The sequence below is a fragment of the Streptomyces sp. NPDC001410 genome (assembly GCF_042895235.1).
GTDB lineage: Bacteria > Actinomycetota > Actinomycetes > Streptomycetales > Streptomycetaceae > Streptomyces.
The window spans coordinates 232,555-253,717 of record NZ_JBIAWE010000012.1 but is presented as its reverse complement, the minus strand read 5'-3'; the positions used below and the strand labels follow the sequence as shown (position 1 = coordinate 253,717).

At 70.1% G+C, this 21,163-nt stretch carries 22 protein-coding genes and 1 riboswitch; of the genes, 11 read left to right on the top strand and 11 right to left on the bottom strand.

Going from position 1 to position 21,163, the window contains the following annotated elements; genetic code table 11:
- Positions 1–13 precede the first annotated feature (13 nt).
- Positions 14–1,402 (top strand): serine hydrolase domain-containing protein, encoded by a 1,389-nt coding sequence (locus tag ACFY3C_RS27055; RefSeq protein ID WP_390772564.1) that lies wholly within the window; start codon positions 14–16, stop codon positions 1,400–1,402.
- A 58-nt stretch (positions 1,403–1,460) separates the two neighbouring features.
- Here the strand turns inward: ACFY3C_RS27055 and ACFY3C_RS27050 are convergent, their stop codons facing one another.
- On the bottom strand, positions 1,461–1,913 hold the full coding sequence (locus tag ACFY3C_RS27050) for a GNAT family N-acetyltransferase (protein WP_390772563.1): 453 nt from the start codon (positions 1,911–1,913) through the stop codon (positions 1,461–1,463).
- Between the two features lie 9 nt (positions 1,914–1,922).
- Positions 1,923–2,381, bottom strand: a complete 459-nt coding sequence (locus ACFY3C_RS27045) for a MarR family winged helix-turn-helix transcriptional regulator (RefSeq protein WP_145878917.1) — start codon at positions 2,379–2,381, stop codon at positions 1,923–1,925.
- A gap of 142 nt (positions 2,382–2,523) precedes the next feature.
- Between ACFY3C_RS27045 and ACFY3C_RS27040 the strand changes: the two genes are divergently transcribed.
- The gene (locus ACFY3C_RS27040; RefSeq protein ID WP_390772562.1) at positions 2,524–3,732 is read left to right on the top strand and encodes an MFS transporter; all 1,209 of its coding nucleotides are present in this window, start codon (positions 2,524–2,526) and stop codon (positions 3,730–3,732) included.
- Positions 3,733–3,860: 128 nt separating this feature from the next.
- Entirely contained in the window at positions 3,861–4,280 is a 420-nt protein-coding gene (locus tag ACFY3C_RS27035; RefSeq protein WP_386572615.1) for a heme-binding protein, read from the top strand.
- 77 nt (positions 4,281–4,357) lie between these two features.
- Here the strand turns inward: ACFY3C_RS27035 and ACFY3C_RS27030 are convergent, their stop codons facing one another.
- Entirely contained in the window at positions 4,358–5,224 is an 867-nt protein-coding gene (locus ACFY3C_RS27030; protein ID WP_390772561.1) for a GNAT family N-acetyltransferase, read from the bottom strand.
- A 163-nt stretch (positions 5,225–5,387) separates the two neighbouring features.
- On the opposite strand from ACFY3C_RS27030, the gene ACFY3C_RS27025 reads away from it, so the two are divergent.
- On the top strand, positions 5,388–6,023 hold the full coding sequence (locus ACFY3C_RS27025; RefSeq protein WP_390772560.1) for an HAD family hydrolase: 636 nt from the start codon (positions 5,388–5,390) through the stop codon (positions 6,021–6,023).
- A 315-nt stretch (positions 6,024–6,338) separates the two neighbouring features.
- Positions 6,339–7,832, top strand: a complete 1,494-nt coding sequence (locus tag ACFY3C_RS27020) for a globin domain-containing protein (RefSeq protein ID WP_390772559.1) — start codon at positions 6,339–6,341, stop codon at positions 7,830–7,832.
- A gap of 14 nt (positions 7,833–7,846) precedes the next feature.
- On the opposite strand, the gene ACFY3C_RS27015 is transcribed toward ACFY3C_RS27020, so the two are convergent.
- The 5 genes from ACFY3C_RS27015 to ACFY3C_RS26995 form a co-directional block, all read right to left on the bottom strand.
- Positions 7,847–8,329, bottom strand: a complete 483-nt coding sequence (locus ACFY3C_RS27015) for an NUDIX domain-containing protein (protein ID WP_389178940.1) — start codon at positions 8,327–8,329, stop codon at positions 7,847–7,849.
- Between the two features lie 87 nt (positions 8,330–8,416).
- On the bottom strand, positions 8,417–9,322 hold the full coding sequence (locus ACFY3C_RS27010; RefSeq protein WP_390772558.1) for a LysR family transcriptional regulator: 906 nt from the start codon (positions 9,320–9,322) through the stop codon (positions 8,417–8,419).
- A gap of 217 nt (positions 9,323–9,539) precedes the next feature.
- Positions 9,540–10,688: a cystathionine gamma-lyase gene (locus ACFY3C_RS27005; RefSeq protein WP_386572607.1), complete on the bottom strand. Its 1,149-nt coding sequence runs from the start codon at positions 10,686–10,688 to the stop codon at positions 9,540–9,542.
- The gene (locus tag ACFY3C_RS27000) at positions 10,685–11,194 is read right to left on the bottom strand and encodes a low molecular weight protein-tyrosine-phosphatase (RefSeq protein ID WP_390772557.1); all 510 of its coding nucleotides are present in this window, start codon (positions 11,192–11,194) and stop codon (positions 10,685–10,687) included. The genes ACFY3C_RS27005 and ACFY3C_RS27000 overlap by 4 nt, the downstream gene beginning before the upstream one ends.
- A gap of 7 nt (positions 11,195–11,201) precedes the next feature.
- Positions 11,202–11,579, bottom strand: a complete 378-nt coding sequence (locus ACFY3C_RS26995) for a phage holin family protein (RefSeq protein WP_386572603.1) — start codon at positions 11,577–11,579, stop codon at positions 11,202–11,204.
- Positions 11,580–11,639: 60 nt separating this feature from the next.
- On the opposite strand from ACFY3C_RS26995, the gene ACFY3C_RS26990 reads away from it, so the two are divergent.
- The 4 genes from ACFY3C_RS26990 (at position 11,640) to ACFY3C_RS26975 (ending at position 13,990) form a co-directional block, all read left to right on the top strand.
- Positions 11,640–11,957: a cupin domain-containing protein gene (locus ACFY3C_RS26990; RefSeq protein WP_390772556.1), complete on the top strand. Its 318-nt coding sequence runs from the start codon at positions 11,640–11,642 to the stop codon at positions 11,955–11,957.
- A gap of 167 nt (positions 11,958–12,124) precedes the next feature.
- Positions 12,125–12,337 (top strand): DUF5326 family protein, encoded by a 213-nt coding sequence (locus tag ACFY3C_RS26985; protein WP_389178925.1) that lies wholly within the window; start codon positions 12,125–12,127, stop codon positions 12,335–12,337.
- Between the two features lie 202 nt (positions 12,338–12,539).
- A complete protein-coding gene (locus tag ACFY3C_RS26980) occupies positions 12,540–13,454 on the top strand; it encodes an IclR family transcriptional regulator (protein WP_386572600.1) in 915 nt (304 codons plus the stop codon).
- A 98-nt stretch (positions 13,455–13,552) separates the two neighbouring features.
- Positions 13,553–13,990 carry an SsgA family sporulation/cell division regulator gene (locus ACFY3C_RS26975; RefSeq protein ID WP_103813611.1) on the top strand — a complete coding sequence of 146 codons (438 nt, stop codon included), beginning with the start codon at positions 13,553–13,555 and terminating at the stop codon, positions 13,988–13,990.
- A gap of 95 nt (positions 13,991–14,085) precedes the next feature.
- Here the strand turns inward: ACFY3C_RS26975 and ACFY3C_RS26970 are convergent, their stop codons facing one another.
- A complete protein-coding gene (locus ACFY3C_RS26970; protein ID WP_390772600.1) occupies positions 14,086–15,537 on the bottom strand; it encodes a YibE/F family protein in 1,452 nt (483 codons plus the stop codon).
- An 80-nt stretch (positions 15,538–15,617) separates the two neighbouring features.
- A riboswitch (TPP riboswitch) is annotated at positions 15,618–15,791 on the top strand.
- On the opposite strand from ACFY3C_RS26970, the gene thiC reads away from it, so the two are divergent.
- Together thiC and ACFY3C_RS26960 are read left to right on the top strand one after the other, a co-directional pair.
- Entirely contained in the window at positions 15,784–17,568 is a 1,785-nt protein-coding gene (gene thiC, locus ACFY3C_RS26965; RefSeq protein WP_390772555.1) for a phosphomethylpyrimidine synthase ThiC, read from the top strand. It overlaps the preceding riboswitch by 8 nt.
- A 142-nt stretch (positions 17,569–17,710) precedes the next feature.
- On the top strand, positions 17,711–18,814 hold the full coding sequence (locus tag ACFY3C_RS26960; RefSeq protein WP_386572596.1) for a hypothetical protein: 1,104 nt from the start codon (positions 17,711–17,713) through the stop codon (positions 18,812–18,814).
- Positions 18,815–18,816: 2 nt separating this feature from the next.
- Here ACFY3C_RS26960 and ACFY3C_RS26955 read toward each other — a convergent pair whose 3' ends face one another.
- Both ACFY3C_RS26955 and ACFY3C_RS26950 read right to left on the bottom strand, forming a co-directional pair.
- Positions 18,817–19,680 carry a hypothetical protein gene (locus ACFY3C_RS26955; protein ID WP_390772554.1) on the bottom strand — a complete coding sequence of 288 codons (864 nt, stop codon included), beginning with the start codon at positions 19,678–19,680 and terminating at the stop codon, positions 18,817–18,819.
- Positions 19,681–19,862: 182 nt separating this feature from the next.
- Positions 19,863–20,939, bottom strand: coding sequence for a metallophosphoesterase (locus tag ACFY3C_RS26950; RefSeq protein WP_386572593.1), 1,077 nt, complete (start codon positions 20,937–20,939; stop codon positions 19,863–19,865).
- Positions 20,940–21,163: the final 224 nt, after the last annotated feature.

The window sequence follows — 21,163 nt, the reverse complement described above, 5'->3', positions numbered from 1 at the left end:
ATGGACTGGGCCCATGACGACATCGCAAGAAGAGCTGCTCCCGGGCACCCGGCGGGCGTTGCTGCACCGGATCGCTCTCGCGCAGGCCGAAGGGCGGGCGCCCTCGCTGGTCGCCGCTGTCGTGCGGGACGGGCGGGCCGTCTGGCACGGGTCGCGCACTTCGGTGGACGGGCACGGGCCGAACGAGAACGTGCAGTACCGGATCGGGTCGATCACCAAGACGTTCACCGCCGTACTGGTGCTGCGGCTGCGCGACGAGGGCGTGCTCGATCTCGGTGATCCCCTGGAGAAGCATCTGCCGGGCACCGGAGCCGGCGAGGCGACGATCGCCGAACTGCTCGCACACACCTCCGGGTTGGCCGCCGAGTCACCCGCGCCCTGGTGGGAGCGGACCCCGGGCTCACTGCGCCCCGAGCTGAGCGACGTCCTCGGCGAGCAGCCCCTCCTGCACCCCGTCGGTCGGCGCCACCACTACTCCAATCCCGGCTACACCCTGCTGGGCGCACTGGTGGAGGAGCTTCGGGGCGCCCCCTGGGAGGAGGTGCTGCACAGCGAGGTGCTCGAACCCCTCGGGCTCCACCGCACCACCGCCCAGCCGCAGGCGCCGCATGCGGGCGGCTGGGCGGTGCATCCCTGGGCCGACGCACTGCTGCCCGAACCGCTGGAGGATCTCGGCCGGATGGCTCCCGCCGGCCAGCTGTGGTCCACCACCGGTGACCTCGCGCGGTTCGCCGCCTTTCTGGCCGGGGGAGACGACCGGGTGCTGAGCGCGGAGTCGGTGCGCGAGATGCGGACGCCCGCGGCGCCGGCCGAGGCCGCGGACGTGGTGGACGGGGCGACCTATGGCCTCGGCATGCAGGTCCAGCGGCGGGACGGCAGGCTCCTCGTCGGGCACTCCGGCTCGCTCCCCGGCTTCCTCGCGAACCTCACCATCAGCGTGGAGGACGACGTGGCGGCGGTGGTGCTGGCCAACTGCACGAGTGGCCCGCTGCTGGGGGCGGTGGGCGCCGATCTCGTCCGTATCGTTGCGGAGGCGGAGCCGCGTATCCCCGAGCCGTGGCGTCCGCTGCGTGAAGTCGACCCGGATGTCCTGGAGTTGGCGGGGCAGTGGTACTGGGGGACGCACGCTTTCGCCCTGCGGGTGATGGCCGACGGGCTTCTTGCGCTGGCACCGCTGACCGGTGGCGGCCGCCGCGCCCGCTTCCGTTCGAACGGAGACGGCACATGGACGGGCCTGGAGGGTTACTACGCCGGAGAGCTGCTCCGGCCCGTACGCCGCCCGGACGGTTCCCTGATCCATCTGGACCTCGGGTCGTTCGTGTTCACGCGGCAGCCCTACGAGGTGGGGGCTGAGGTGCCCGGTGGGGTGGATTCGAAGGGCTGGCGCGGGATCGCGGAGTAGGCGGCTCGTCGCCGGGGGTGGGTGTTTCACGTGAAACACCCACCCCCTGGCCGTTCATTCAGAGCTGGAGCTTGAAACCCACGTGCGAAGCGGTGAAGCCGAGGCGTTCGTAGAAGCGGTGAGCGTCCGTGCGGCTGCTGTCGGAGGTCAGCTGCACCAACTGGCAGTTCTGGCGCCGGGATTCCTCGACAGCCCACTCGATGAGCTGGGTGCCCAGGCCGCTGCCGCGCTCGTCGGCGTGGATGCGGACGGCCTCGATGATCGAGCGGGTCGCTCCCTTGCGGGAGAGCCCATGGACGAGCGTCAGCTGGAGGGTGCCGATGACTCGGCCTTCTCGAACCGCCACGACGAGCTGCTGGTTCGGGTCCGTGTTCAGCCGGTCCAGCGCCGCGAGGTAGGGCGTCAGGTCGTCGGGTGACTCGCGCTGGGCGCCCAGTGGATCGTCGGCGAGCATGGCGACGATCGCCGGCAGATCGTCCGCGGTCGTACGGCGTATTTCAAGATCTCCCATACCCGCACCCTATGCGGGCACGTTCAGGGACTCCACGACGCGTACCAGCGGGGCCAGTTCGGGGTTCCTGGCCGCCTCGTCCAGGGCCTCGCGCAGGGCGGCGTCATTGGTGGGCCGCGCCTCCTCCAGCAGCCGCAGACCCGCCTCGGTGACATTGGTGTAGATGCCGCGACGGTCGGTGGGGCACAGGTAGCGCTCCAGCAGACCGCGGTCCTCCAGGCGGGTCACCAGTCGCGTGGTGGCGCTCTGGCTGAGCACGACCGCGTCGGCGACCTGCTTCATCTGCAGATGGCCGCCCTCGCCCTCGTGCTGCCGGCTGAGCACGTCGAGCAGGGAGTACTCGCGCACGCTCAGGTCGTGCCCGGTCTGCAGGGCGCGCTCGATGTGCGCCTCGATCCTCCCGTGCAGGAGAGCGAGGGCGGACCAGCCCTGAGCGAGGGCGGTGAGTGCGGGGTCCGTCGCTGTCATTGGCGTTTTCCTCCGTCCCGGAGCGGCTGGATCCAGAGTAGAGCACTCCCGCAATAGTCGGCGGTTGCCCTTAGCCCGCGTCTGCAACTATTGTGAACGCACGCAAAGCGCTCCTGCAATCGTCTGGGAAGGTGTACCCCCCATGCCTCTCGCGCTTCTGGCCCTCGCGATCGGGGCCTTCGGGATCGGAACGACCGAGTTCGTGATCATGGGTCTGCTGCCCGAGGTCGCCGGAGACTTCGGGGTCTCCATCCCCACAGCGGGCCTGCTGGTGACCGGATACGCCCTCGGCGTGGTGATCGGCGCCCCGCTGATGACCGTGCTCGGCACCAAGGTCTCGCGCAAGCGGATGCTGATGCTCCTGATGGGCCTCTTCATCGCTGGCAACCTGGTCTCCGCTCTGGCTCCCACCTTCGCGATCATGCTGATCGGACGGGTGATCGCCTCGCTCGCCCACGGTGCCTTCTTCGGCATCGGCTCGGTCGTCGCGGCCGAGCTGGTGGCGCCCGACAAGAAGGCCGGCGCCATCGCGATGATGTTCACGGGCCTGACCGTCGCCAACGTCGTCGGCGTTCCGCTGGGCACGTTCGTCGGGCAGCACGTCGGATGGCGCGTCACCTTCGGCATCGTCGCCGCCCTCGGTCTCGTCGGCCTGGCCGGCATCGCCAGGCTGGTGCCCGAGATGCCCAGGCCCGAAGGCGTGCACCTGCGTCATGAAGTGGCTGCCTTCAAGAACGCCCAGGTCCTGCTCGCCATGGCGATGACCGTGCTCGGCTTCGGCGGTGTCTTCGCGGCCATCACCTACATCGCGCCGATGATGACCCACATCGCCGGCTTCGCCGACGGGTCCGTCACCTGGCTGCTGGTCCTGTTCGGCCTCGGCATGGTCGGCGGCAATCTCATCGGCGGCAAGTTCGCCGACCGCGCGCTGATGCCGATGCTGTACGTCTCCCTGGGTGCCCTGGCCGCCGTGCTCGCGCTGTTCTCGCTCACCGCGCACAACAAGATCGCTGCCGCCGTGACCATCGCCCTGATCGGCGCCCTCGGCTTCGCGACCGTCCCGCCGCTGCAGAAGCGCGTCCTCGACCAGGCCCACGGCGCCCCGACGCTCGCCTCGGCCGTGAACATCGGCGCCTTCAACCTGGGCAACGCCCTCTCCGCCTGGCTCGGCGGTTTGGTGATCGCGGCCGGCTTCGGCTACACCGCCCCCAACTGGGTCGGCGCCGCCCTCGCCGCGGCCGCCCTGGTCCTCGCCGTCCTCTCGGCCGCCCTGGAGCGCCGGGACAGCGGGCGGAGCGCCGTGGTGACCTCCGGAAGCCCCGCCGGGCAGCGGACCCCCGTCCACCACTGAGCCCGCCCCGACCGCAGGGCATCACCACCCGTACTCGACCGTCACCCGGACCGCTGGGGCGCAGGCCGCCCCCGGCCCGTACGGCATCCCCTCACCTCTCGCACACACCGCACCAAGGAGAAAGCGCCATGAGCACCACCGCCGTCGCCCCGCTCACCACCGAGGACGCCGAGCTGCTCGTCGCCACGGCCCGTCGCGCTGCCGAGGAGGCGGGAGTCACCGTCAGCGTCACCGTCCTGGACGCCGGCGGCCACCTGCTCGCCTTCCGCCGGGACGACCGGGCCGTGCTGATCTCCGGCGAGACCAGCACCCGCAAGGCCTACACCGCCCTCCAGCTGAACGCGGCCACCGCCGACCTCGTCGACGCCGTGCAGCCCGGCGGCCTCTTCCACACGCTCCCCACGGCACTCGACCGGCCCCTGCTCTTCATCGCGGGCGGTCTCCCCGTCCACCGGGACGGCAGGCTGATCGGCGCGATCGGCGTCGGCGGCGGTGCCCCGGACCAGGACCACGGCTTCGCCACCGCGGCCGTCCAAGCGCTTGCCTGACCGCACACCCCGCGGCATGACAACGCCGGTCCTCACCGCCCTGGAGCGGTGAGGACCGGCGTCTGCCGTGCGACCGCTCAGCCCGCGGCCACCGTCAGCGGCGCGAACCGGCGCGTCCAGTCCCCCGGCAGGTCCGTGATGCCATAGGTCATGACGGCGTTGAAGGCCACGGACGTCAACCCCCGCGCCCTGGCCCAGGCCAGCAGCTCCTCGTGGCGTACGTCGATGTCGGTGCGCAGCGGGCGGTCCGTACGGGCCGCCAGCGAGGCGATGAGGGCCTTGGCCGTCTCGGTGTCCCGGGCGATCAGCGGGCCGACGACATGCGTGTCCATGTTGGGCCACGCGGCCGTGTAGCCGATGATCCGGCCGCCGTCCTCGGCCACGCGCAGCTGATCGGCGAAGGCGGGCAGGCGGGTGATGAGGGGAGTGCGGTCGACGCCGAACACCTCCTCGTCGAGACGGAGGATCGAGGGCAGGTCCTCCGCGGTGGCAGCACGGGTCGCCACCCCGTGTTCCGTGCCGCCGGGTACGAAGTGCCCCCGCAGCATCTCCGCCCGGCCCGTGACCTTGAAACCCAGTTCTTCGTAGAGCGGGCGCCCATAGGGCGTGGCGTGCAGGGTCAGCGGCGTGGTTCCCATGGCCGCGACGACATGCTGCATCAGGCGGCGCCCGACACCTTGGCGGGCGTGGCGCTCGGCCACCAGGACCATGCCGATGGCGCCGAGGTCCGATTGCTCCCAAGAGCCGTACTCCGTGACGACGCAGGCGGCGACGAGCCCTCCGTCGGGGTCGTCGATGCCGTAACCCTTGCCGGCCGTGAGCAGGAAGCCCCACTTGTGTTCCTCGCGTGGCCACCCCCGATCTTCGGACAAGTCGGCGCAGGCGGTGAGATCGCGGAGCGTCAGACGGCGTATGGGCAGAGCAGCGGGGGAAGGAGTCGGCACGCAGGTCAGGCTGTCCGACCGGCACCCCCGACGTCCACCTGTTTCGACGCAGACGCAGGTGCTTTTGGCCATGTCGTGGCCGTTCGAACAGGCCGTCGACCGGCGTGCGTGTTTCACGTGAAACATCAAGGGACGCGGCGGCGCCTCCCATTAGCCTCAGCCCATGGCGAGACTTCACCTCTTCGACCTCGATGGCACTTTGCTGCATGGCACCACCGCCCCCGTGGAGATTTCCCGCCAGTTGGGCAGGGAAGCGGAGACGGTGGCGCTGGACCGGGAGATCGCGGAGGGGCGGATAGGTCCGCCGGAGTATGCGACCCGGGTGTACGACCTGTGGGCGGAGCTGACCGAGGCGCAGGTGAGTGCGGCCTTCGAAGCGGCTCCCTGGCTTGCCCGGATCCGTGAGGTCTGGGCGGAGATCAGGGCCACGGGCGACTACTGCGCGGTGGTGTCCCTCTCACCTTCCTTCTTCGTGGAACGTCTCCTGGGCTGGGGTGCACACGCGACCTACGGATCGCGCTTTCCCGCCGTGCCGTTCACCGAGCCCGTGGACCCGGCCGGAGTGCTCAACGCCGCGGCCAAGGTGACCATCGCGGACCGGCTCTGCCAGGAATTCGGTGTGACCCGTGGAGACTGCGTCGCGTACGGCGATTCGCTGTCGGACAGGGAACTATTTGCTGTCGTACCGGTTTCCGTTGCGGTCAATGCGGACAGGCACCTGGCCGGACTCGCCACATACTCCTACACCGGCCGTGATCTGCGGGAAGCCTATGAATTGGTGTACACGTCCGGTAGTTGAGGGAGTTCATGGTTCGCCCCTTGCTCGTTCCATGGGGAAGCAAGGGGGGACTTGTGTGCATGGCGACGGCCGGTAGGGTCGACTCCGGTTCACGTCCGGGATGGAGTACACGCATCCCGTGCGGGCCGAGAGCAGGGCAGACAGCCTAACGGGACGAAGAGATCGAAGACCCGCGTTTCCGGGTATACGGCCGTGGCATCCGGCCAGGATGGGATGCTGCGGAGAGTGCTACGGCTGGCCGCCCGCCGGGGGAAAGCATGCGCCTCCCGAGGAGGTGCGCAGACCGACCGAGAGATGTTCGAGGCGAGGGCACCCATGGACGCTCCGACCACCACGTCGGGGGAGAACGGCATAGCGGGCGGAGGCGGCTGGTTCACGCCGCACAAGGCGCCTTCGACCCCGCCGCCGGGCGGTGATCAGGAGACGGCCGAGGGACGCAGGCCCGCGGTGGTACGCCCGGTGGGTCGGCCGACCCGGGAGGGCACCGCCCGCCCCACGTCCGACGCCCCTGCCGCCTACCCCACTCCTGCCGCTCCCGTCGAGCAGCCCGCACAGCCGCTCGCACAGGCCCCGCCCAGCAGCCCACCGATCCCCGAGCCCGCCGCGGCCTTCGAGCCTTCACGCCCCGCCGCAGCGTCGACCGAGCCGGAGCGCGTGCCCCCTCAGCGCTCCGCTCCCCCCGTCGTCGAGGAGACATCCCCGGACGCGCTCGCCGTCCGGGGCACGATGGCCGAGATCGGCCCCGTCGCCGACAAGGTCACCTCCTACTTCTACGCGCTCCTCTTCGTTCGTCATCCCGAACTGCGTCCGATGTTCCCGCCGGCGATGGACACCCAGCGGGACCGGCTGCTGAAAGCATTGCTCACCGCGGCCGAGCACATCGACAACAAGCCGGTCCTCGTCGAGTACCTGCAGAACCTGGGCCGCGGACACCGGAAGTACGGCACACGCGCCGAGCACTATCCGGCCGTGGGCGAATGCCTCATCGGCGCACTCAGCAAGTACGCGTCCAATATCTGGAAGCCGGAGATCGAGGCCGCCTGGGTGCGCGCCTACACCACGATCTCCCAGGTGATGATCGACGCCGCGGCGGCGGACGAACTGCGCGCCCCGGCCTGGTGGCACGCCGAGATCGTCTCGCACGACCTCCGGACCCCCGATGTCGCGGTCGTCACCGTCCGCCCGGACCAGCCCTACCCCTTCCTCGCCGGGCAGTACTCCAGCGTGGAGACGCCCTGGTGGCCACGGGTCTGGCGGCACTACTCCTTCGCCTCGGCACCCCGCTCGGACGGCCTGCTCACGTTCCATGTGAAGGCCGTTCCAGCCGGCTGGGTCTCCAACGCGCTGGTGCATCGCGCCCGGCCGGGAGACGTCATACGCCTGGGCCCGCCGGCCGGCTCGATGACCGTCGACCACACCACCGACAGCGGGCTGCTCTGCCTGGGTGGCGGCACGGGTATAGCGCCCATCAAGGCCCTCGTCGAGGACGTGGCCGAGCACGGCCTGCGCCGTCAGGTCGAGGTGTTCTACGGCGCCCGCACCGACCACGACCTGTACGACATCGACACCATGCTCAGACTCCAGCAGAGCCACCCGTGGCTCTCCGTACGGGCGATCATCGACCAGCTGGCCCATCTCCAGCTGCCCGACGCCATACGGGAGTACGGCCCCTGGAACGAGTACGACGCCTACGTCTCGGGTCCGCCCGGCATGATCCGCAGCGGGGTCCACGCCCTGCAGGACATCGGCATTCCCTCGAACCGCATACGGCACGACTCGGTCGAGGAGCTGATCGTCGTCGGGAACTGACCGACGCCGGCCGACTATCCGAGGTCGGGGGCGTGCATCGCGCGGACGCCCTCGATGTTGCCGTCCAGGTAGTGCCGCAGCGACAGCGGTACGAGGTGGACGGAGGCGATGCCGACCCGGGTGAACGGGACACGGACGATCTCGTACTCACCCGCCGGCTCCTCCACTTCGGGGCCGTGGCGCAGCGACGGGTCCATGGACTCCAGCCGGCACACGAAGAAGTGCTGGACCTTCACGCCGGTCGCGCCGCCGTCCTCGCCGATGTGCTCCACGGTGTCCACGAAGCAGGGCACGACGTCGGTGATCTTGGCGCCGAGCTCCTCGTACACCTCGCGGTGCAGGGCGTCGACGACGGTCGGGTCCGCGGCCTCGACCCCGCCACCGGGAGTGACCCAGTAGGGATCGACACCGGGCTTGGTGCGCTTGATCAGGATCAGGTCGTCACCGTCCAGAAGAACGGCACGGGCGGTGCGCTTGACCACGGGTCGGACGGTCATGGGAGAAATGTGGCCCGGCTGGTTCCACGTGAAACATCCCGCAGCGCCACCACCCGAGCGCACCGGGTAAAACCTCGGAGCAGAGGCTCACCCCCAGCCCGCGGCCGCCCGCAGAAGCCATTCGTGCGCCCGCGCGACATGCGGCATGGCGAGCGTTCCCGTGCGCACCGCCAGGAAGTACGTGCGCAGCGGTGGCACCGCGGGGTCGTGCAGCGTCACGATCTCCCCCCGCTCGAGAGCAGGGGTGCACAGATAGCGGGGCAGCACCGCCAGTCCGGCGCCCGCGGTCGCACAGGCGAGCACCGCGCGCAGATCGGGGACGATGACCGTGCCGGAGGCGGCCGGGCGCGAGTCGAAGACGGAGGCCCAGTAGCGCGAGACGAACGGCAGCGACTCGTGGACCTCGACGACCGGGAGGTTCTCCAGCGCGGGCGCCCCCTTGAGGCGCAGCGCTCCGGGGCCGATCTGCTCGGCCCAGCGCGGGGCGGCGACCAGCATGTGCTCCTCGTCGCAGAGCGCGGTGGCGGTCAGGAGGGCGCCGCGCGGCCGGACCGTGCTGATGGCCAGGTCATGGTGTCCGGCGGCCAGCCCCTCCAGGGTTTCCTCCGCGGTGCCGAAGGAGGCGCGCAGGGCGAAACTCTGGCCGTCGTCGCCGGTCATCTCCGTCAGCACGGGAAGCGCGCGTTCGGCGGTGAACTCCAGCGGGCCGGCGAGATGCAGCGTTCGTAACGAGGACTCGTCGTCCAGGCCGATCTCCGCTATCTCCACCAGGGCGTCGAGGTGGGGCGCGGCCTTGTGGGCGAGTTCGTCGCCGATGGTCGTCGGCGTCACCCCGCGGGCCTGCCGCAGGAACAGGGGGCGGCCCAACTGTCGCTCAAGGGTGCGGATCTGGGAGGTGACGGCCGGCTGGGAGAGGCCCAGCAGGGCGGCGGCGCGGGTGAAGGAACCGGCCCGGTGCACGGTGACGAACGTGCGCAGCAAGGCCAGATCCATGGCACGCCCTTCCCTCTCCCTGCCCTCCTCCGGCCCCCGAGGCAGGCACCAACTATAAATAAGTCGATAGGTCTCTGTCGCTACCGTGATTGGACACTGACAGAGAGTCAACTAGCCTTGTTCGCACGGTTCTTCGCGCGCGGAACCGAAGGCGGTCCGAGCCACGAGGGGGGAGGCTCGGACCGCCGCAGAACGGGTCGGACGGCCCCTGATCCGGTCACTCGGCGGACTCGTCCAGGGCCCGCAGCACATCCGCCACCAGGTCCTCGGGATCCTCGGCGCCGACGGACATGCGGATGAAGCCCTCCGGGACGGCGTCTCCGCCCCAACGGCCGCGGCGTTCGGCCGTGGAGCGCACACCTCCGAAGCTCGTCGCGTCCTCGACCAGATGCAGCGCATCGAGGAAACGCTCGGCACGCGCGCGCGTGGGCAGCGTGAAGGAGACCACGCAGCCGTAGCGGCGCATCTGCTGGGCGGCGACCTTGTGCGCGGGGTCGTCGGGCAGCCCCGGATAGCGCAGCCCAGAGACCTCGGGCCGCTGCCGCAGGGCCTCGGCGACCGCGAGGGCCGTCGCGTTCTGCCGGTCGACGCGCAGCTGGAGCGTGGCGATGGAGCGGTGCGCGAGCCAGGCCTCCATGGGCCCGGAGATCGCGCCGACGATCTTGCGCCACCGGCGTACGGCGGCCATCGCCTCGGCGTCGCGACCGGTGACGTAGCCCAGCAGGAGGTCACCGTGCCCGGTCAGCTGCTTGGTGCCGCTGGCCACGGAGAAGTCGGCGCCCAGCTCCAGCGGGCGCTGCCCGAGCGGGGTGGCGAGGGTGTTGTCGACGGCCACCAGGGCGCCCCGCGCGTGTGCCGCCCCGGCCAGCCGCCGGATGTCGCACACGTCGAGCCCCGGGTTCGACGGCGACTCGATCCACAGCAGCCGCGCGCCGTCGAGGACCTCGAGCTGGGCGTCGCCGCCGGTGGGCGCGGTGCGCACCTCGATGCCGTAGGCCTCCAGCTGGGCGCGGACCAGCGGCAGCGCCTGGTAGCCGTCGGAGGGCAGGACGACCGCGTCCCCGGCGCGCAGCTGGGAGAACAGCACCGAGGAGATCGCGGCCATGCCGGAGGCGAACACCAGCGTCTCGACGTCGCCCAGCCCCGGCGCCTCCAGCTCCCCGATGGCGCGCTCCAGCAGGGTCCAGGTGGGGTTGTCGTCCCGGCCGTAGGCGTACGGTCCGGTCACTTCGCCCGGTAGGTGGAAGTGCGCGGCGAACACCGGTCCGGGCAGCGTCGGCTCGTGCTTGACGGGCTCGGGGAGTCCGGCCCGTACCGCGCGCGTGCCGTCGCCGACGCGGTCCGCGTCCTTGCCGGTGTCGCTCATGCGGCCCGTCCCTCCAGCTGCTCCCGTACAGCGGCGAGCAGACCGGTGCTCGCCGCCTCCACCATCGCCAGGCACTCCTCGAAGCCGTCCCGGCCCCCGTAGTAGGGGTCCGGCACATCGAGGTCGCCGCCGGCCGTGGGGTCGTCGGCGGCCGCGGGGTCGTATGCACGCAGCAGGCGCACCTTGCGGGCGTCCTCCTCGGTGGCTGCGAGGCGGCGCAGGGCCTTGAGATGGCCGGTGTCGAGGGCGATCACCAGGTCGAGGCGGGCGAACCAGGAGGGCTGGAACTGTCGTGCGACGTGCTGGGTGCCGTAGCCGTGCTCGTCGAGGACCGAGACGGTGCGCGGGTCGGCGGCCTCCCCCTCGTGCCAGCCTCCGGTGCCGGCGCTGTCGGTCTCCACCAGGTCCGCGAGGCCGGCCTCTTCGACGCGCGCGCGGAAGACGGACTCGGCCATCGGGGAACGGCAGATGTTCCCGGTGCACACGAAACAGACGCGGTAGGTCATGGCGGGTTCAGTCCTCGTCGGGCAGGACGAGGTTCAGCGCCCACGAGACGATGGAGATGATCAGGCCGCCGAGTACGGCCGTCCAGAACCCGTCCACGTGGAAGCTCAGGTCGAGCTTGCCGCACACCCAGGACGTCAGCAGCAGCATCAGCGCGTTGACGACCAGGGTGATCAGCCCGAGGGTGAGGAGGAACAGCGGGAAGGTGAGCACCTTCACGATCGGCTTGACCAGGAAGTTCACCAGGCCGAAGATCAGCGCGACCACGATCAGCGTGCCGGCCTTCTTGGCCGTGCTGTCACCTGTGAGGGTGATCTTGTCGAGCAGCAACACGGCGACCGCCAGAGCGCCCGCGTTCGCGAGCGTCTTGACTACGAAATTCTTCATGTGTCTGATCGTGGCAGACCAGATCGACGGCGAGCAGTGGGGCGAGGGCGGCAAACGGCGATGAAGGCATTCCGGCTGGACGAACTGGAGGCGGAGCGCGCCGCCAACGAAGGGGCCTACCTGCAGTTTCTGCGGGAACGGCACATGTCGGTCGGCCTGTACGCCCTCAACGCGGGCGAACACGACCCGCAGCGGCCGCACAACCAGGACGAGGTCTACTTCGTCGTCAGCGGCCGCGCATCGATCACGGTCGGCGAGGAGACCACCCAGGTGGCCCGGGGCAGCGTGGTGTACGTGCCGGCCGGCGTCGCCCACAAGTTCCACCACATCACCGAGGATCTGCGGGTTCTGGTCGTCTTCTCTCCGCCTGAGGCCTGAGCCCGGCCCTCGGGGTTCCCTAGGGGGAGGGTCAGGGGAGGACAAGGGGTGCGAGGCCCCCGCGGGACCCTCTGGCGGCCCTAGCATCGAGTGCAGACATCGAGAACTGCGTCCACCGACAGCGCGCAGTAGGCCGTGGACGCACCGGAACGCAAAGGACGAGGGCAATGCGAGAGATCTTCGCGGGGCTGCCGTGGTGGGTGAAGTGGGTCGCGGTGCCGGTCATCGCCCTGGTGGTCTTCGGCAGCCTGATAGCGACCGTGGTCGGCTTCGTGATCGGCCTGCTCTTCAAGGCGCTGATCTTCGTCGCCCTGGTCGGTGGACTGATCTACGTCGTGCGCAAGTTCACGTCGAACTCATCGTCGCGCAGCGACTGGTGAGGGACACGGGAGCCGGTGACCGGTAACGGGAAATCACCGGTTCCCTCGGGCGAGGGAAGTTTCCCCGGCAGGCCGTCTGCACGCGGTGGCGGGCGGTTAGAGTCCGGAACCCCACGCGGGGCCGGGCCCCGCGGGCGGCGTACACCCCACCCGTGCTTCCTCCGCACGGGCTGCCCCGACCCTCGCGCTACGGGAGTGACCCTTGGCCACGGTTGACACCGCACCGGCAGAACCCCACGCACCCCCCGCCCCGCCGCACTCCTGCACACCCCCCATGCAGCGGCCACCCTCCGCGAGCGTCCCGGGACAGCCACGCGCCGCGTCCCTCCCCGGACCCCCGCACTCCCCGGACGTTCCGGGTCAACCGTCCGCCGCGACCCTCATCGGATCCGTGCAGCGCGCGATGCGCCTGCTGGAGACCGTCGCGGCGCACGAGTACGGCGCCCCCGCCAAGCAGCTCGCCCGCGAGACCGGCCTCGCCCTGCCCACGACCTATCACCTGTTGCGCACCCTGGTGCACGAGGGCTATCTGCGCCGCGAGAAAGGGCTGTTCTTCCTCGGGGACGCGGCCGAGCGGCTGAGTAGCAGCGGAGCGCAGCAGAAACGTCGCAGCACGGTGGCCGACACCCTGGCGCACTGGCGCGATTCCATCGGTGTGCCGGTGTACTACGCGATGTACCGGGACGGCGAGATCGAGGTCATGTGCGTCGCCGACTCGCGGGAGGCCCCGGCGGTCGAGGAGTGGGCCGACTTCCGCGAGACGGGGCACGCGCACGCGGTCGGCCAGTGCCTGCTCTCCCAGCTGGACGAGGAGGCCCGCCGGGACCACCTGAGCCGCTATCCGGCGCAGTCCATCACCCCGTACACCGTGCGCGACAACGACGCCCTGCTGCGCCGGCTGGCCCGGATGCCGCGGATGGACCCGGTGGTGGAGCGTCAGGAGTACGCGCTGGGCACGGTCTGCGCGGCAATTCCGATCACGGTCGGCACCACGGCGGCCACGATGGCCATCTCGCTCCCCGCTCACCAGGCCGACCGTCTTCTGCCCGCCGCACGGCGGTTGCAGGCCGAGGTCGGGCGCCATCTGGGCGCGCTGATGCCCTCTATCAGTATCTGAAAACTCACTCCTTGTGATCTGCTGTGCACTTTCAGCAAGATTTGACTACGGTCGAGGGACCAATCCCGGCCAGTCGATGTCATTTGACGGGGTAGGCGATGCGGGAATCCGTACAAGCAGAAGTCATGATGAGCTTTCTCGTGTCGGAGGAGCTCTCCTTCCGCATTCCGGTGGAGTTGCGCTACGAGACCTGTGATCCCTATGCCGTGCGGCTGACCTTCCATCTGCCCGGTGATGCCCCGGTGACCTGGGCCTTCGGCCGCGAGCTGCTGATCGACGGAGTCGGACGGCCGTGCGGCGAGGGGGACGTGCACATCGCACCCGTCGACTCCGAGGTGCTGGGCGAGGTGCTGATCCGGCTTCAGGTCGGCGGCGACCAGGCCCTGTTCCGTTCCTCGGCTCCACCGCTCGTGGCCTTCCTCGACCGCACGGACAAGCTCGTACCGCTCGGGCAGGAGGGCGCGCTGGCCGACTTCGACGCCCATCTCGACGAGGCCCTGGACCGCATCCTGGCCGAGGAACAGAGCGCCGGCTGAGGTGTTGCGGCAACGGGGCGCCCAGCGCTCCGCCATGCCGCGTGCAGCTGTGCAGGAACGCTTCTTCGCTGGGTTCCGGCCTCCGCCGGGCTCCCTCACCGCTTCCGGCGCCGGCCCCTGCCGCCGCGCGCCGGAGCGGGCAGTGCCCCGGCGGGGGCCGCCGTGTCCGGTGCCGGCCGGTCGGCCGACACCACCAGGGCGGCGAGCGCGGTGGTGACCGGGACGGAGGCGACCAGGCCGATCGAACCCACCAGCGTGCGCACGATCTCCTCGGCCACCAGCTCGCTGTTGGCGACCGTGCCCACGCTGCTCTGGGCGATCGAGAACAGCAGCAGCAGCGGCAGCGCGGCACCGGCGTAGGCGAGGACGAGAGTGTTGACCACCGAGGCGATGTGGTCGCGGCCGATCCGGATGCCCGCCCGGTACAGCCCGCGCCAGCCCATCGCCGGATTGGCCTCGTGCAGTTCCCAGACCGCCGACGTCTGGGTCACCGTCACATCGTCCAGGACACCGAGCGAACCGATGATGACGCCGGCCAGCAGCAGACCGCTCATGTCGATCGACGGGTACAGGCCGTGGATCAGACCGGTGTTGTCGTCCGTGTTGCCGGTGAGCGCGGCCCAGTCGATGAACTCCGAGCCGAGGATGCCGATCAGCAGCAGGGAGGCCAGCGTGCCGAGCACCGCCACCGACGTACGGGCCGACAGTCCATGGCACATGTAGAGCGCGATGAGCATGATCGCGCTGGCCCCGACGACGGCCACCAGCAGCGGATTCGAGCCCTGCAGGATCGCGGGCAGGATGAAGAGCGTCAGCACCAGGAAGCTCACGGCCAGCGCGACCAGCGCCATGACACCGCGCATCCGGCCCACCACCACGACGGCGAGCGCGAAGATCCCCGCGAGCAGTGCCATCGGGAACTTACGGTTCACATCGGTGACGGAGTACTGCAGGTTCTTCGGCGCCGAGGGCTCGTAGGCGACCACGACCTTCTCGCCCTCCTGCAACTGCCGCGTCTGGTCCGGCTGCACGATCTCGGTGAACGTACGGCCCTGGTCGTCGCCGGTGTCGACGCGGATCGTCGCCTTCCTGCAGGTACCTTTCGCCTGTTGCTGCGCCGAGTTGCCCTCGGCGGTGGAGGTGTCGCCGGTCGCGGTGCCCCCCGAGGCGTTCACCGACTTGCAGCTCACCTCGACCACCTTGGTGACCGTGGCCTGCTGTGTCTGGCGGTCGAAGCCGACGCCCGTGCGTTCGTGCGGCGGGGCTCCCCCGGGCCAGAGCACCACGAGACCGACCACGACCGCGGCCGCGAACGGGATCAGGATCGCCGCGATGACCTTGCGCAGATGCTTGGAGACGGGCGCGGCGGGTCCATGGCTGTGGCTGTGCCCGTGCGAGTGGCCGTGTCCGGTGCCCGGGCCGTGCCTGTCCCCGTCCCCGTGGCCATGGCCATGGCCGTGCCCGTGGCCGTCATGGCCGTGTTCGCCGCCCTGTCCGGAGCCGCCTCCGCGCGGCGGTTCGGAGGGAGGGTACGGGTACTGCTCCATGGTGGTCACCGCCAGATCATCGCAAGAACGCCAGGGGCCCTCTGTTCACCGCGCCCGAATTGACGCTAGCGTGGAGGCACCTTTGCACACGCGGGAGCTCGGAGCACCGGGCTGAGAGGGCGCTGACCTCCGTATTCGCGATGTTTCACGTGGAACGTGGTTTCACGGGAAACATCGGCAGACGGAAACCGCTGCGTCGACCGCCGAACCTGTTACCGGGTAATGCCGGCGTAGGGAGTAGGTCTCATGACCAACAAGGACGCACGCACGCCTGCCTCCGTTCAGGACGAGAAGTCCCAGGAGGCCGGGAAGTCCATCGGCTGGCACAAGGCGTACGTCGAGGGCACCCGCCCCGACCTGCGCGTGCCGGTCCGCCAGGTGCACCTCACCAACGGGCAGTCGGTCACGCTGTACGACACATCAGGCCCGTACACCGATCCACTCGTCGACACCGACGTCCGCAGGGGTCTGTCGCCGCTGCGGGAGAACTGGATCATCGCCCGCGGCGACACCGAGGAGTACGCCGGCCGTCCCGTCCGCCCCGAGGACGACGGGATCAAGCACACCTCACCGCGCGGCGGGCTGCGCAACCTGGACGCGGTCTTCCCCGGACGTCCGCGTCAGCCGCGCCGAGGCCGTGACGGCACGGCGGTCACACAGCTCGCGTACGCCCGCCGCGGCGAGATCACGCCCGAGATGGAGTTCGTGGCCCTCCGCGAGAACGTTGATCCCGAGGTGGTCCGCGAGGAGATCGCCGCGGGCCGCGCGGTGCTGCCGGCCAACGTCAACCACCCGGAGATCGAGCCGATGATCATCGGCAAGCGGTTCCTGGTGAAGGTCAACGCCAACATCGGCAACTCCGCGGTCACTTCCTCCATCGAGGAGGAGGTCGAGAAGATGACCTGGGCGACCCGTTGGGGCGCCGACACGGTCATGGACCTGTCCACCGGCCGCAACATCCACACCACCCGCGAGTGGGTGCTGCGCAACTCCCCCGTCCCCATCGGCACGGTGCCGCTCTACCAGGCGCTGGAGAAGGTCGACGGCAGGGCCGAGGAACTGACCTGGGAGATCTACAAGGACACGGTCATCGAGCAGGCCGAGCAGGGCGTGGACTACATGACCGTCCACGCGGGCGTGCGCCTGCCGTATGTGCCGCTCACCGCCAACCGCAAGACCGGCATCGTCTCGCGCGGCGGCTCGATCATGGCCGCGTGGTGCCTCGCGCACCACAAGGAGTCGTTCCTGTACGAGAACTTCGAGGAGCTCTGCGAGATCCTCGCCGCCTACGACGTCACGTACTCGCTCGGCGACGGCCTCCGGCCGGGCTCGATCGCGGACGCCAACGACGAGGCACAGTTCGCGGAGCTGCGGACGCTCGGGGAACTCAACCGGATCGCCAAGCGTTTCAACGTACAGACCATGATCGAGGGCCCGGGCCACGTCCCGATGCACAAGATCAAGGAGAACATCGACCTTCAGCAGGAGATCTGCGATGAGGCTCCGTTCTATACGCTCGGCCCGCTGACCACGGACGTCGCCCCGGCGTACGACCACATCACCTCCGGCATCGGTGCCGCGATGATCGCCTGGTGGGGCACGGCGATGCTCTGCTACGTCACGCCCAAGGAGCACCTCGGCCTGCCCAACCGTGACGACGTCAAGACCGGCGTCATCACCTACAAGATCGCCGCCCACGCGGCCGACCTCGCCAAGGGACACCCCGGTGCGCAGGAGTGGGACGACGCGCTGTCCGACGCCCGTTTCGAGTTCCGGTGGGAGGACCAGTTCAACCTCGCCCTGGACCCGGACACGGCACGGGAGTTCCACGACGAGACACTGCCGGCCGAGCCCGCCAAGACGGCCCACTTCTGCTCCATGTGCGGGCCGAAGTTCTGCAGCATGAAGATCTCGCAGGACATCCGCCGCGAACACGGCGGTACCAAGACCGAGATCGAGGAGGGCATGGCCCAGAAGTCGAAGGAGTTCGCGGCCGCGGGCAACCGCGTGTACCTGCCGCTGGCGGACTGACCCACGCGGGCGGGCGCTGCTCCTCGGGCCGGATGCCCGGAGAGCAGCGCCGCCACCGGTAGCCGTGTTCTCGCCGGACAGGCACCGTAACGGAAGGAACACGATGCCGCCCGGGGCTCTCAAGATCTCTAAGGTCTCCCGTGTGGGTGGGATCGATGTTGCCAACGGGGTGGTCGGCGCGGTCATCGGCATGGTGTTCGCGGTGCTGTTCCAACAGCCCCTGCAGGACGCGTGGTTCCGGATGCGCAGACGCTCGGCGAGTGCGCTGCGCGGTCTGAGGAGCCGGGAGGAGTCGGGACCGGCGTGGCGGACGTTCTCGCTCGGGCCCCTGCAGACCTCGGCACTGATCGTGGAGGGAGACGGGGAGACTCCGATCCCAGCAGAGACGATCTTCGTACACGTGCTCGACGAAGACGTCCGGCTCCCGGCGGACATGAAGCCTTGGCGGGACGAGATAGCCACCGAGAGCGAACACCTGCGTGCCGAGGGGCGTACCCCCCTGTGGAACGGGCCGCGTTATGCGGTCGAGTCGTTCGACATCTCCCGCACGTCACTGGACGAGACGCCGGAGGTGCATCTGCGACTGCGGCCGACCGACTACTACACGTTCCTGGCGGCTCAGCAGCTCGACCGTCGGCTGCCGGACGGTGCGACCCCGCGGTCGCGATACCTGGATCCCGAGCAGCCCCTGGCCGCCCCCGCGTTCCTCCAGTGCAGCTTCGCCGTCAACGTCGCCGTGGTCACCGCCGACGACATGCTCGTGGTGAGCCGTCGCAGCGAGCGGGTCAGGATGGCGCCCGGCGTGTGGAACTCCTCGGTCAACGAGGGGCTGTCCCGGCACATCGACTCGTCGGGACGGAGCGCGCCTGACCTGCACGCGGTGTGCCGTCGGGGAATGCGTGAGGAACTGGCCCTGGAGGCGCACGAGTACACACTCGACCTTCTGGCGTTCGTCCTGGACGTCGACAAGCGCCACTGGAGCGGCCACTACTTCGCCAGGCTCAAGGAACTGAGAAGTTCCGACCTCCAGGCACGGATGAGCAGGGGCGTGGCGGACCGCTGGGAGCATCAGACGATCGACTATGTGCCGTTCCGTCCGGCGCCCGTCATCAAGTATCTGCTCCGGGAAGACCGTATCCACCGCTGGGCGCCGCTGGCGCCCGCGTTGTTCCACCTCGCTCTCGTGCACGCCTACAGCCGCACGTCCGTCGAACGCGTCGAGGCGCAGATCGTCCGACGGCTGTAGCCTCACTCCGGCTGGTGTTCCGGGCCGCCGAAGTCGGGGCTCGTGTAGTCCGGGCTGGTGAAGCTCGGGCGGCCGGAGGCGGAGCCGTCGTCGGGGCTGCTGAAGCCGGGGCGGCCGTAACCCAGGCGCGGCATACGGCCGGTCGGAGCCGGCGGGGCTGTGGGGTGCAGGGCGGCCGTGCCGGGCTGGGCGAGCGCGTTCCGCAGGAACGGCAGGATGCCGCGCTCCAGCAGGGCCTCCCGCCAGGCCTCTCTGGCCCTGGCCACCTCCGCGCTCGCCGCGTCGTGGGTCCCGGCTTCCGCCGCGGCGCTGTTGCGCAGGGCGGTGAGCAGCAGCCCGACCGCGGCGACGAGGATCGCGGCCGCGGCCACGGCGCCGAACACCCAGCCCGCGGTGAGCATGGTCTGGGCGAAAGCCTGGCCGGGAGCCAGCATTCTCAGGATGTAGCCGACGAGCAGGAAGATCGCCGCGGCGGTCCCGGCGAGGACGGGGGCCAGCACCGCGATCACGGCGATGGCGCCCGCCCCGGTCGTCTCGGCGGCCTCGCCGAGGCCGGTAGCGAGTCCCATCGCGTCCGCACCCGGTCCGGCGGAACCGGAATCGCGGGCGGCCGAGGGGGTGGACGGCGCCGGGTGGCGCAGTTCCTCGCGGACCTTCACGTAGTTCTGGTACTCGGCCGCCGCGGCCGCCGTGATCAGCGTGGTGGCGTCGAGGGCCATGGTGCGCAGTTGTTCGGGGTTCAGCCGCTGTCCGACAGCGGCCAGTTCCGGTCGGTGTGGTGCGGAGCGCAGCGCCTCATCGAGGATCCGCTCGAATTCCTGGCGGTCCTCGCTCAGCAGGTGCTGCGGAACGCTGTTCATGTGCATCCCCCGATGCTCCGTAGGGCTGGTGGCTCGCACGCCGGCGAGCCGTCGGGCAGAAACGGAGGGGAGCCTGCTACGGATAAGCCGATGGTAGAGCCGTGACGGCACGCGGTGACAGGGGGTTGCCGGAATTTGCGTGCCGACCTGCGTTCATCCGGTATGGGGCGCACCTGCCCCGCGAACGCTCAGATATCCAGGGGAAGTTGCTGGACCAGCAGCTTTCCGGCCATGGTCACGCCGCCGTCCATGGCGATGGCGAGTCCCTCGGCGTAGACGTGCGGTCCCTCGACGACGGGTCCGCTGCCCTCTTCGTCGTCCTCGGATCCGACCTCGCCGAGCAGATACGGAATGGGGCTGTGGCCGTGGACGATGCGGGTCCCGCCGTACGTGTCGAGCAGGGACCGTACGGCGTCGGCGCCGCCCTCGTCGCGGAAGGAGAAGCGCTTGGTGAACTTCCGGAACAGGTCCCAGCACTCGTCCGCGTCGTTGCGCGTGAGCGTCTCGCGGACCGTGTCGTTGACGGCCTCGATCGAGTCGCCGTAGTCGAGGTAGGCGGTGGTGTCGGAGTGCACGAGCAGGTAGCCGTCGACCTCCTCGACGGCGTCGAGGCGGGCCATCCACTGCAGGTGGTGGTCCTGGAGGCGGTCCATGTCGGTCTTCTGGCCGCCGTTGAGCAGCCAGGCCGCCTGGAAGGTGGCGGTGCCCGCGCCGGAGTTGACGGGGGTGTCGCCGAACCGCTTGGCGCCGAGCAGCAGCAGTTCGTGGTTGCCCATGAGGGCCTTGCAGTAGCCGCCGGCCGCGGCTGCCTCGGCGGACAGCCGCATCACCAGGTCGATCACGCCGATGCCGTCCGGGCCGCGGTCGGTGAAGTCGCCGAGGAACCACAGCCGGGCGGTGCCCGCGCACCACTGGCCGGAGGCGTCGATCAGCCCCTTCTCCCGCAGGGCGGCCACCAGCTCGTCCAGGTAGCCGTGGACGTCACCGACGACGTAGAGCGCGCCGGGGCCGGTCGTGGGCTCTGCGGCGGGGGCTGCGGGGGCCGGTTCGACGGGGACCTGGAGCGTGTCGCCGCGGTTGATGACGGGCAGGTCGCGCTGGGTGGGCGTGTAGCCCTCGGGGTAGGCCTCGTCCACGGACGGGAGGGCGTCGCCGGACTGGGCGTGGACGTACGGACCGGTCTCGTGGACGTACGCGGGTACCCGGAAGTCGCGCAACGTCGCCGTCCGCTCCACCTCGGGTCCCTGACCGGCCCCCTGAGTCATCAGACCCCTCCACCATCGCGCCGCAGCTGCACCGCTTCGGACTGCCTGGTCGCAGCGGCCCGCGGTGTCGTGGGCCCATCATAGGAATGCGCGTCGCGCCGTGTGATGACCCAGGGGTGGTGAATCAGAGCAAGACTCCAGTTCACCGCGGCTTTCGCCCCGTTTGGGCAGGGGTTCGACCGGCTGCCGGTCCTGCGCCGGCCGCACGACTGGACGGTCGACCG

Excerpts from the sequence above, each read along its gene's own strand:
- ACFY3C_RS27055 (WP_390772564.1), top strand. The coding sequence starts at position 14 with ATGACGACATCGCAAGAAGAGCTGCTCCCGGGCACCCGGCGGGCGTTG.
- ACFY3C_RS27050 (WP_390772563.1), bottom strand. The coding sequence starts at position 1,913 with ATGGGAGATCTTGAAATACGCCGTACGACCGCGGACGATCTGCCGGCG.
- ACFY3C_RS27045 (WP_145878917.1), bottom strand. The coding sequence starts at position 2,381 with ATGACAGCGACGGACCCCGCACTCACCGCCCTCGCTCAGGGCTGGTCC.
- ACFY3C_RS27040 (WP_390772562.1), top strand. The coding sequence starts at position 2,524 with ATGCCTCTCGCGCTTCTGGCCCTCGCGATCGGGGCCTTCGGGATCGGA.
- ACFY3C_RS27035 (WP_386572615.1), top strand. The coding sequence starts at position 3,861 with ATGAGCACCACCGCCGTCGCCCCGCTCACCACCGAGGACGCCGAGCTG.
- ACFY3C_RS27025 (WP_390772560.1), top strand. The coding sequence starts at position 5,388 with ATGGCGAGACTTCACCTCTTCGACCTCGATGGCACTTTGCTGCATGGC.
- ACFY3C_RS27020 (WP_390772559.1), top strand. The coding sequence starts at position 6,339 with ATGGACGCTCCGACCACCACGTCGGGGGAGAACGGCATAGCGGGCGGA.
- ACFY3C_RS27015 (WP_389178940.1), bottom strand. The coding sequence starts at position 8,329 with ATGACCGTCCGACCCGTGGTCAAGCGCACCGCCCGTGCCGTTCTTCTG.
- ACFY3C_RS27010 (WP_390772558.1), bottom strand. The coding sequence starts at position 9,322 with ATGGATCTGGCCTTGCTGCGCACGTTCGTCACCGTGCACCGGGCCGGT.
- ACFY3C_RS27005 (WP_386572607.1), bottom strand. The coding sequence starts at position 10,688 with ATGAGCGACACCGGCAAGGACGCGGACCGCGTCGGCGACGGCACGCGC.
- ACFY3C_RS27000 (WP_390772557.1), bottom strand. The coding sequence starts at position 11,194 with ATGACCTACCGCGTCTGTTTCGTGTGCACCGGGAACATCTGCCGTTCC.
- ACFY3C_RS26995 (WP_386572603.1), bottom strand. The coding sequence starts at position 11,579 with ATGAAGAATTTCGTAGTCAAGACGCTCGCGAACGCGGGCGCTCTGGCG.
- ACFY3C_RS26990 (WP_390772556.1), top strand. The coding sequence starts at position 11,640 with ATGAAGGCATTCCGGCTGGACGAACTGGAGGCGGAGCGCGCCGCCAAC.
- ACFY3C_RS26985 (WP_389178925.1), top strand. The coding sequence starts at position 12,125 with ATGCGAGAGATCTTCGCGGGGCTGCCGTGGTGGGTGAAGTGGGTCGCG.
- ACFY3C_RS26975 (WP_103813611.1), top strand. The coding sequence starts at position 13,553 with ATGCGGGAATCCGTACAAGCAGAAGTCATGATGAGCTTTCTCGTGTCG.
- ACFY3C_RS26970 (WP_390772600.1), bottom strand. The coding sequence starts at position 15,537 with ATGGAGCAGTACCCGTACCCTCCCTCCGAACCGCCGCGCGGAGGCGGC.
- thiC (WP_390772555.1), top strand. The coding sequence starts at position 15,784 with ATGACCAACAAGGACGCACGCACGCCTGCCTCCGTTCAGGACGAGAAG.
- ACFY3C_RS26955 (WP_390772554.1), bottom strand. The coding sequence starts at position 19,680 with ATGCACATGAACAGCGTTCCGCAGCACCTGCTGAGCGAGGACCGCCAG.
- ACFY3C_RS26950 (WP_386572593.1), bottom strand. The coding sequence starts at position 20,939 with ATGACTCAGGGGGCCGGTCAGGGACCCGAGGTGGAGCGGACGGCGACG.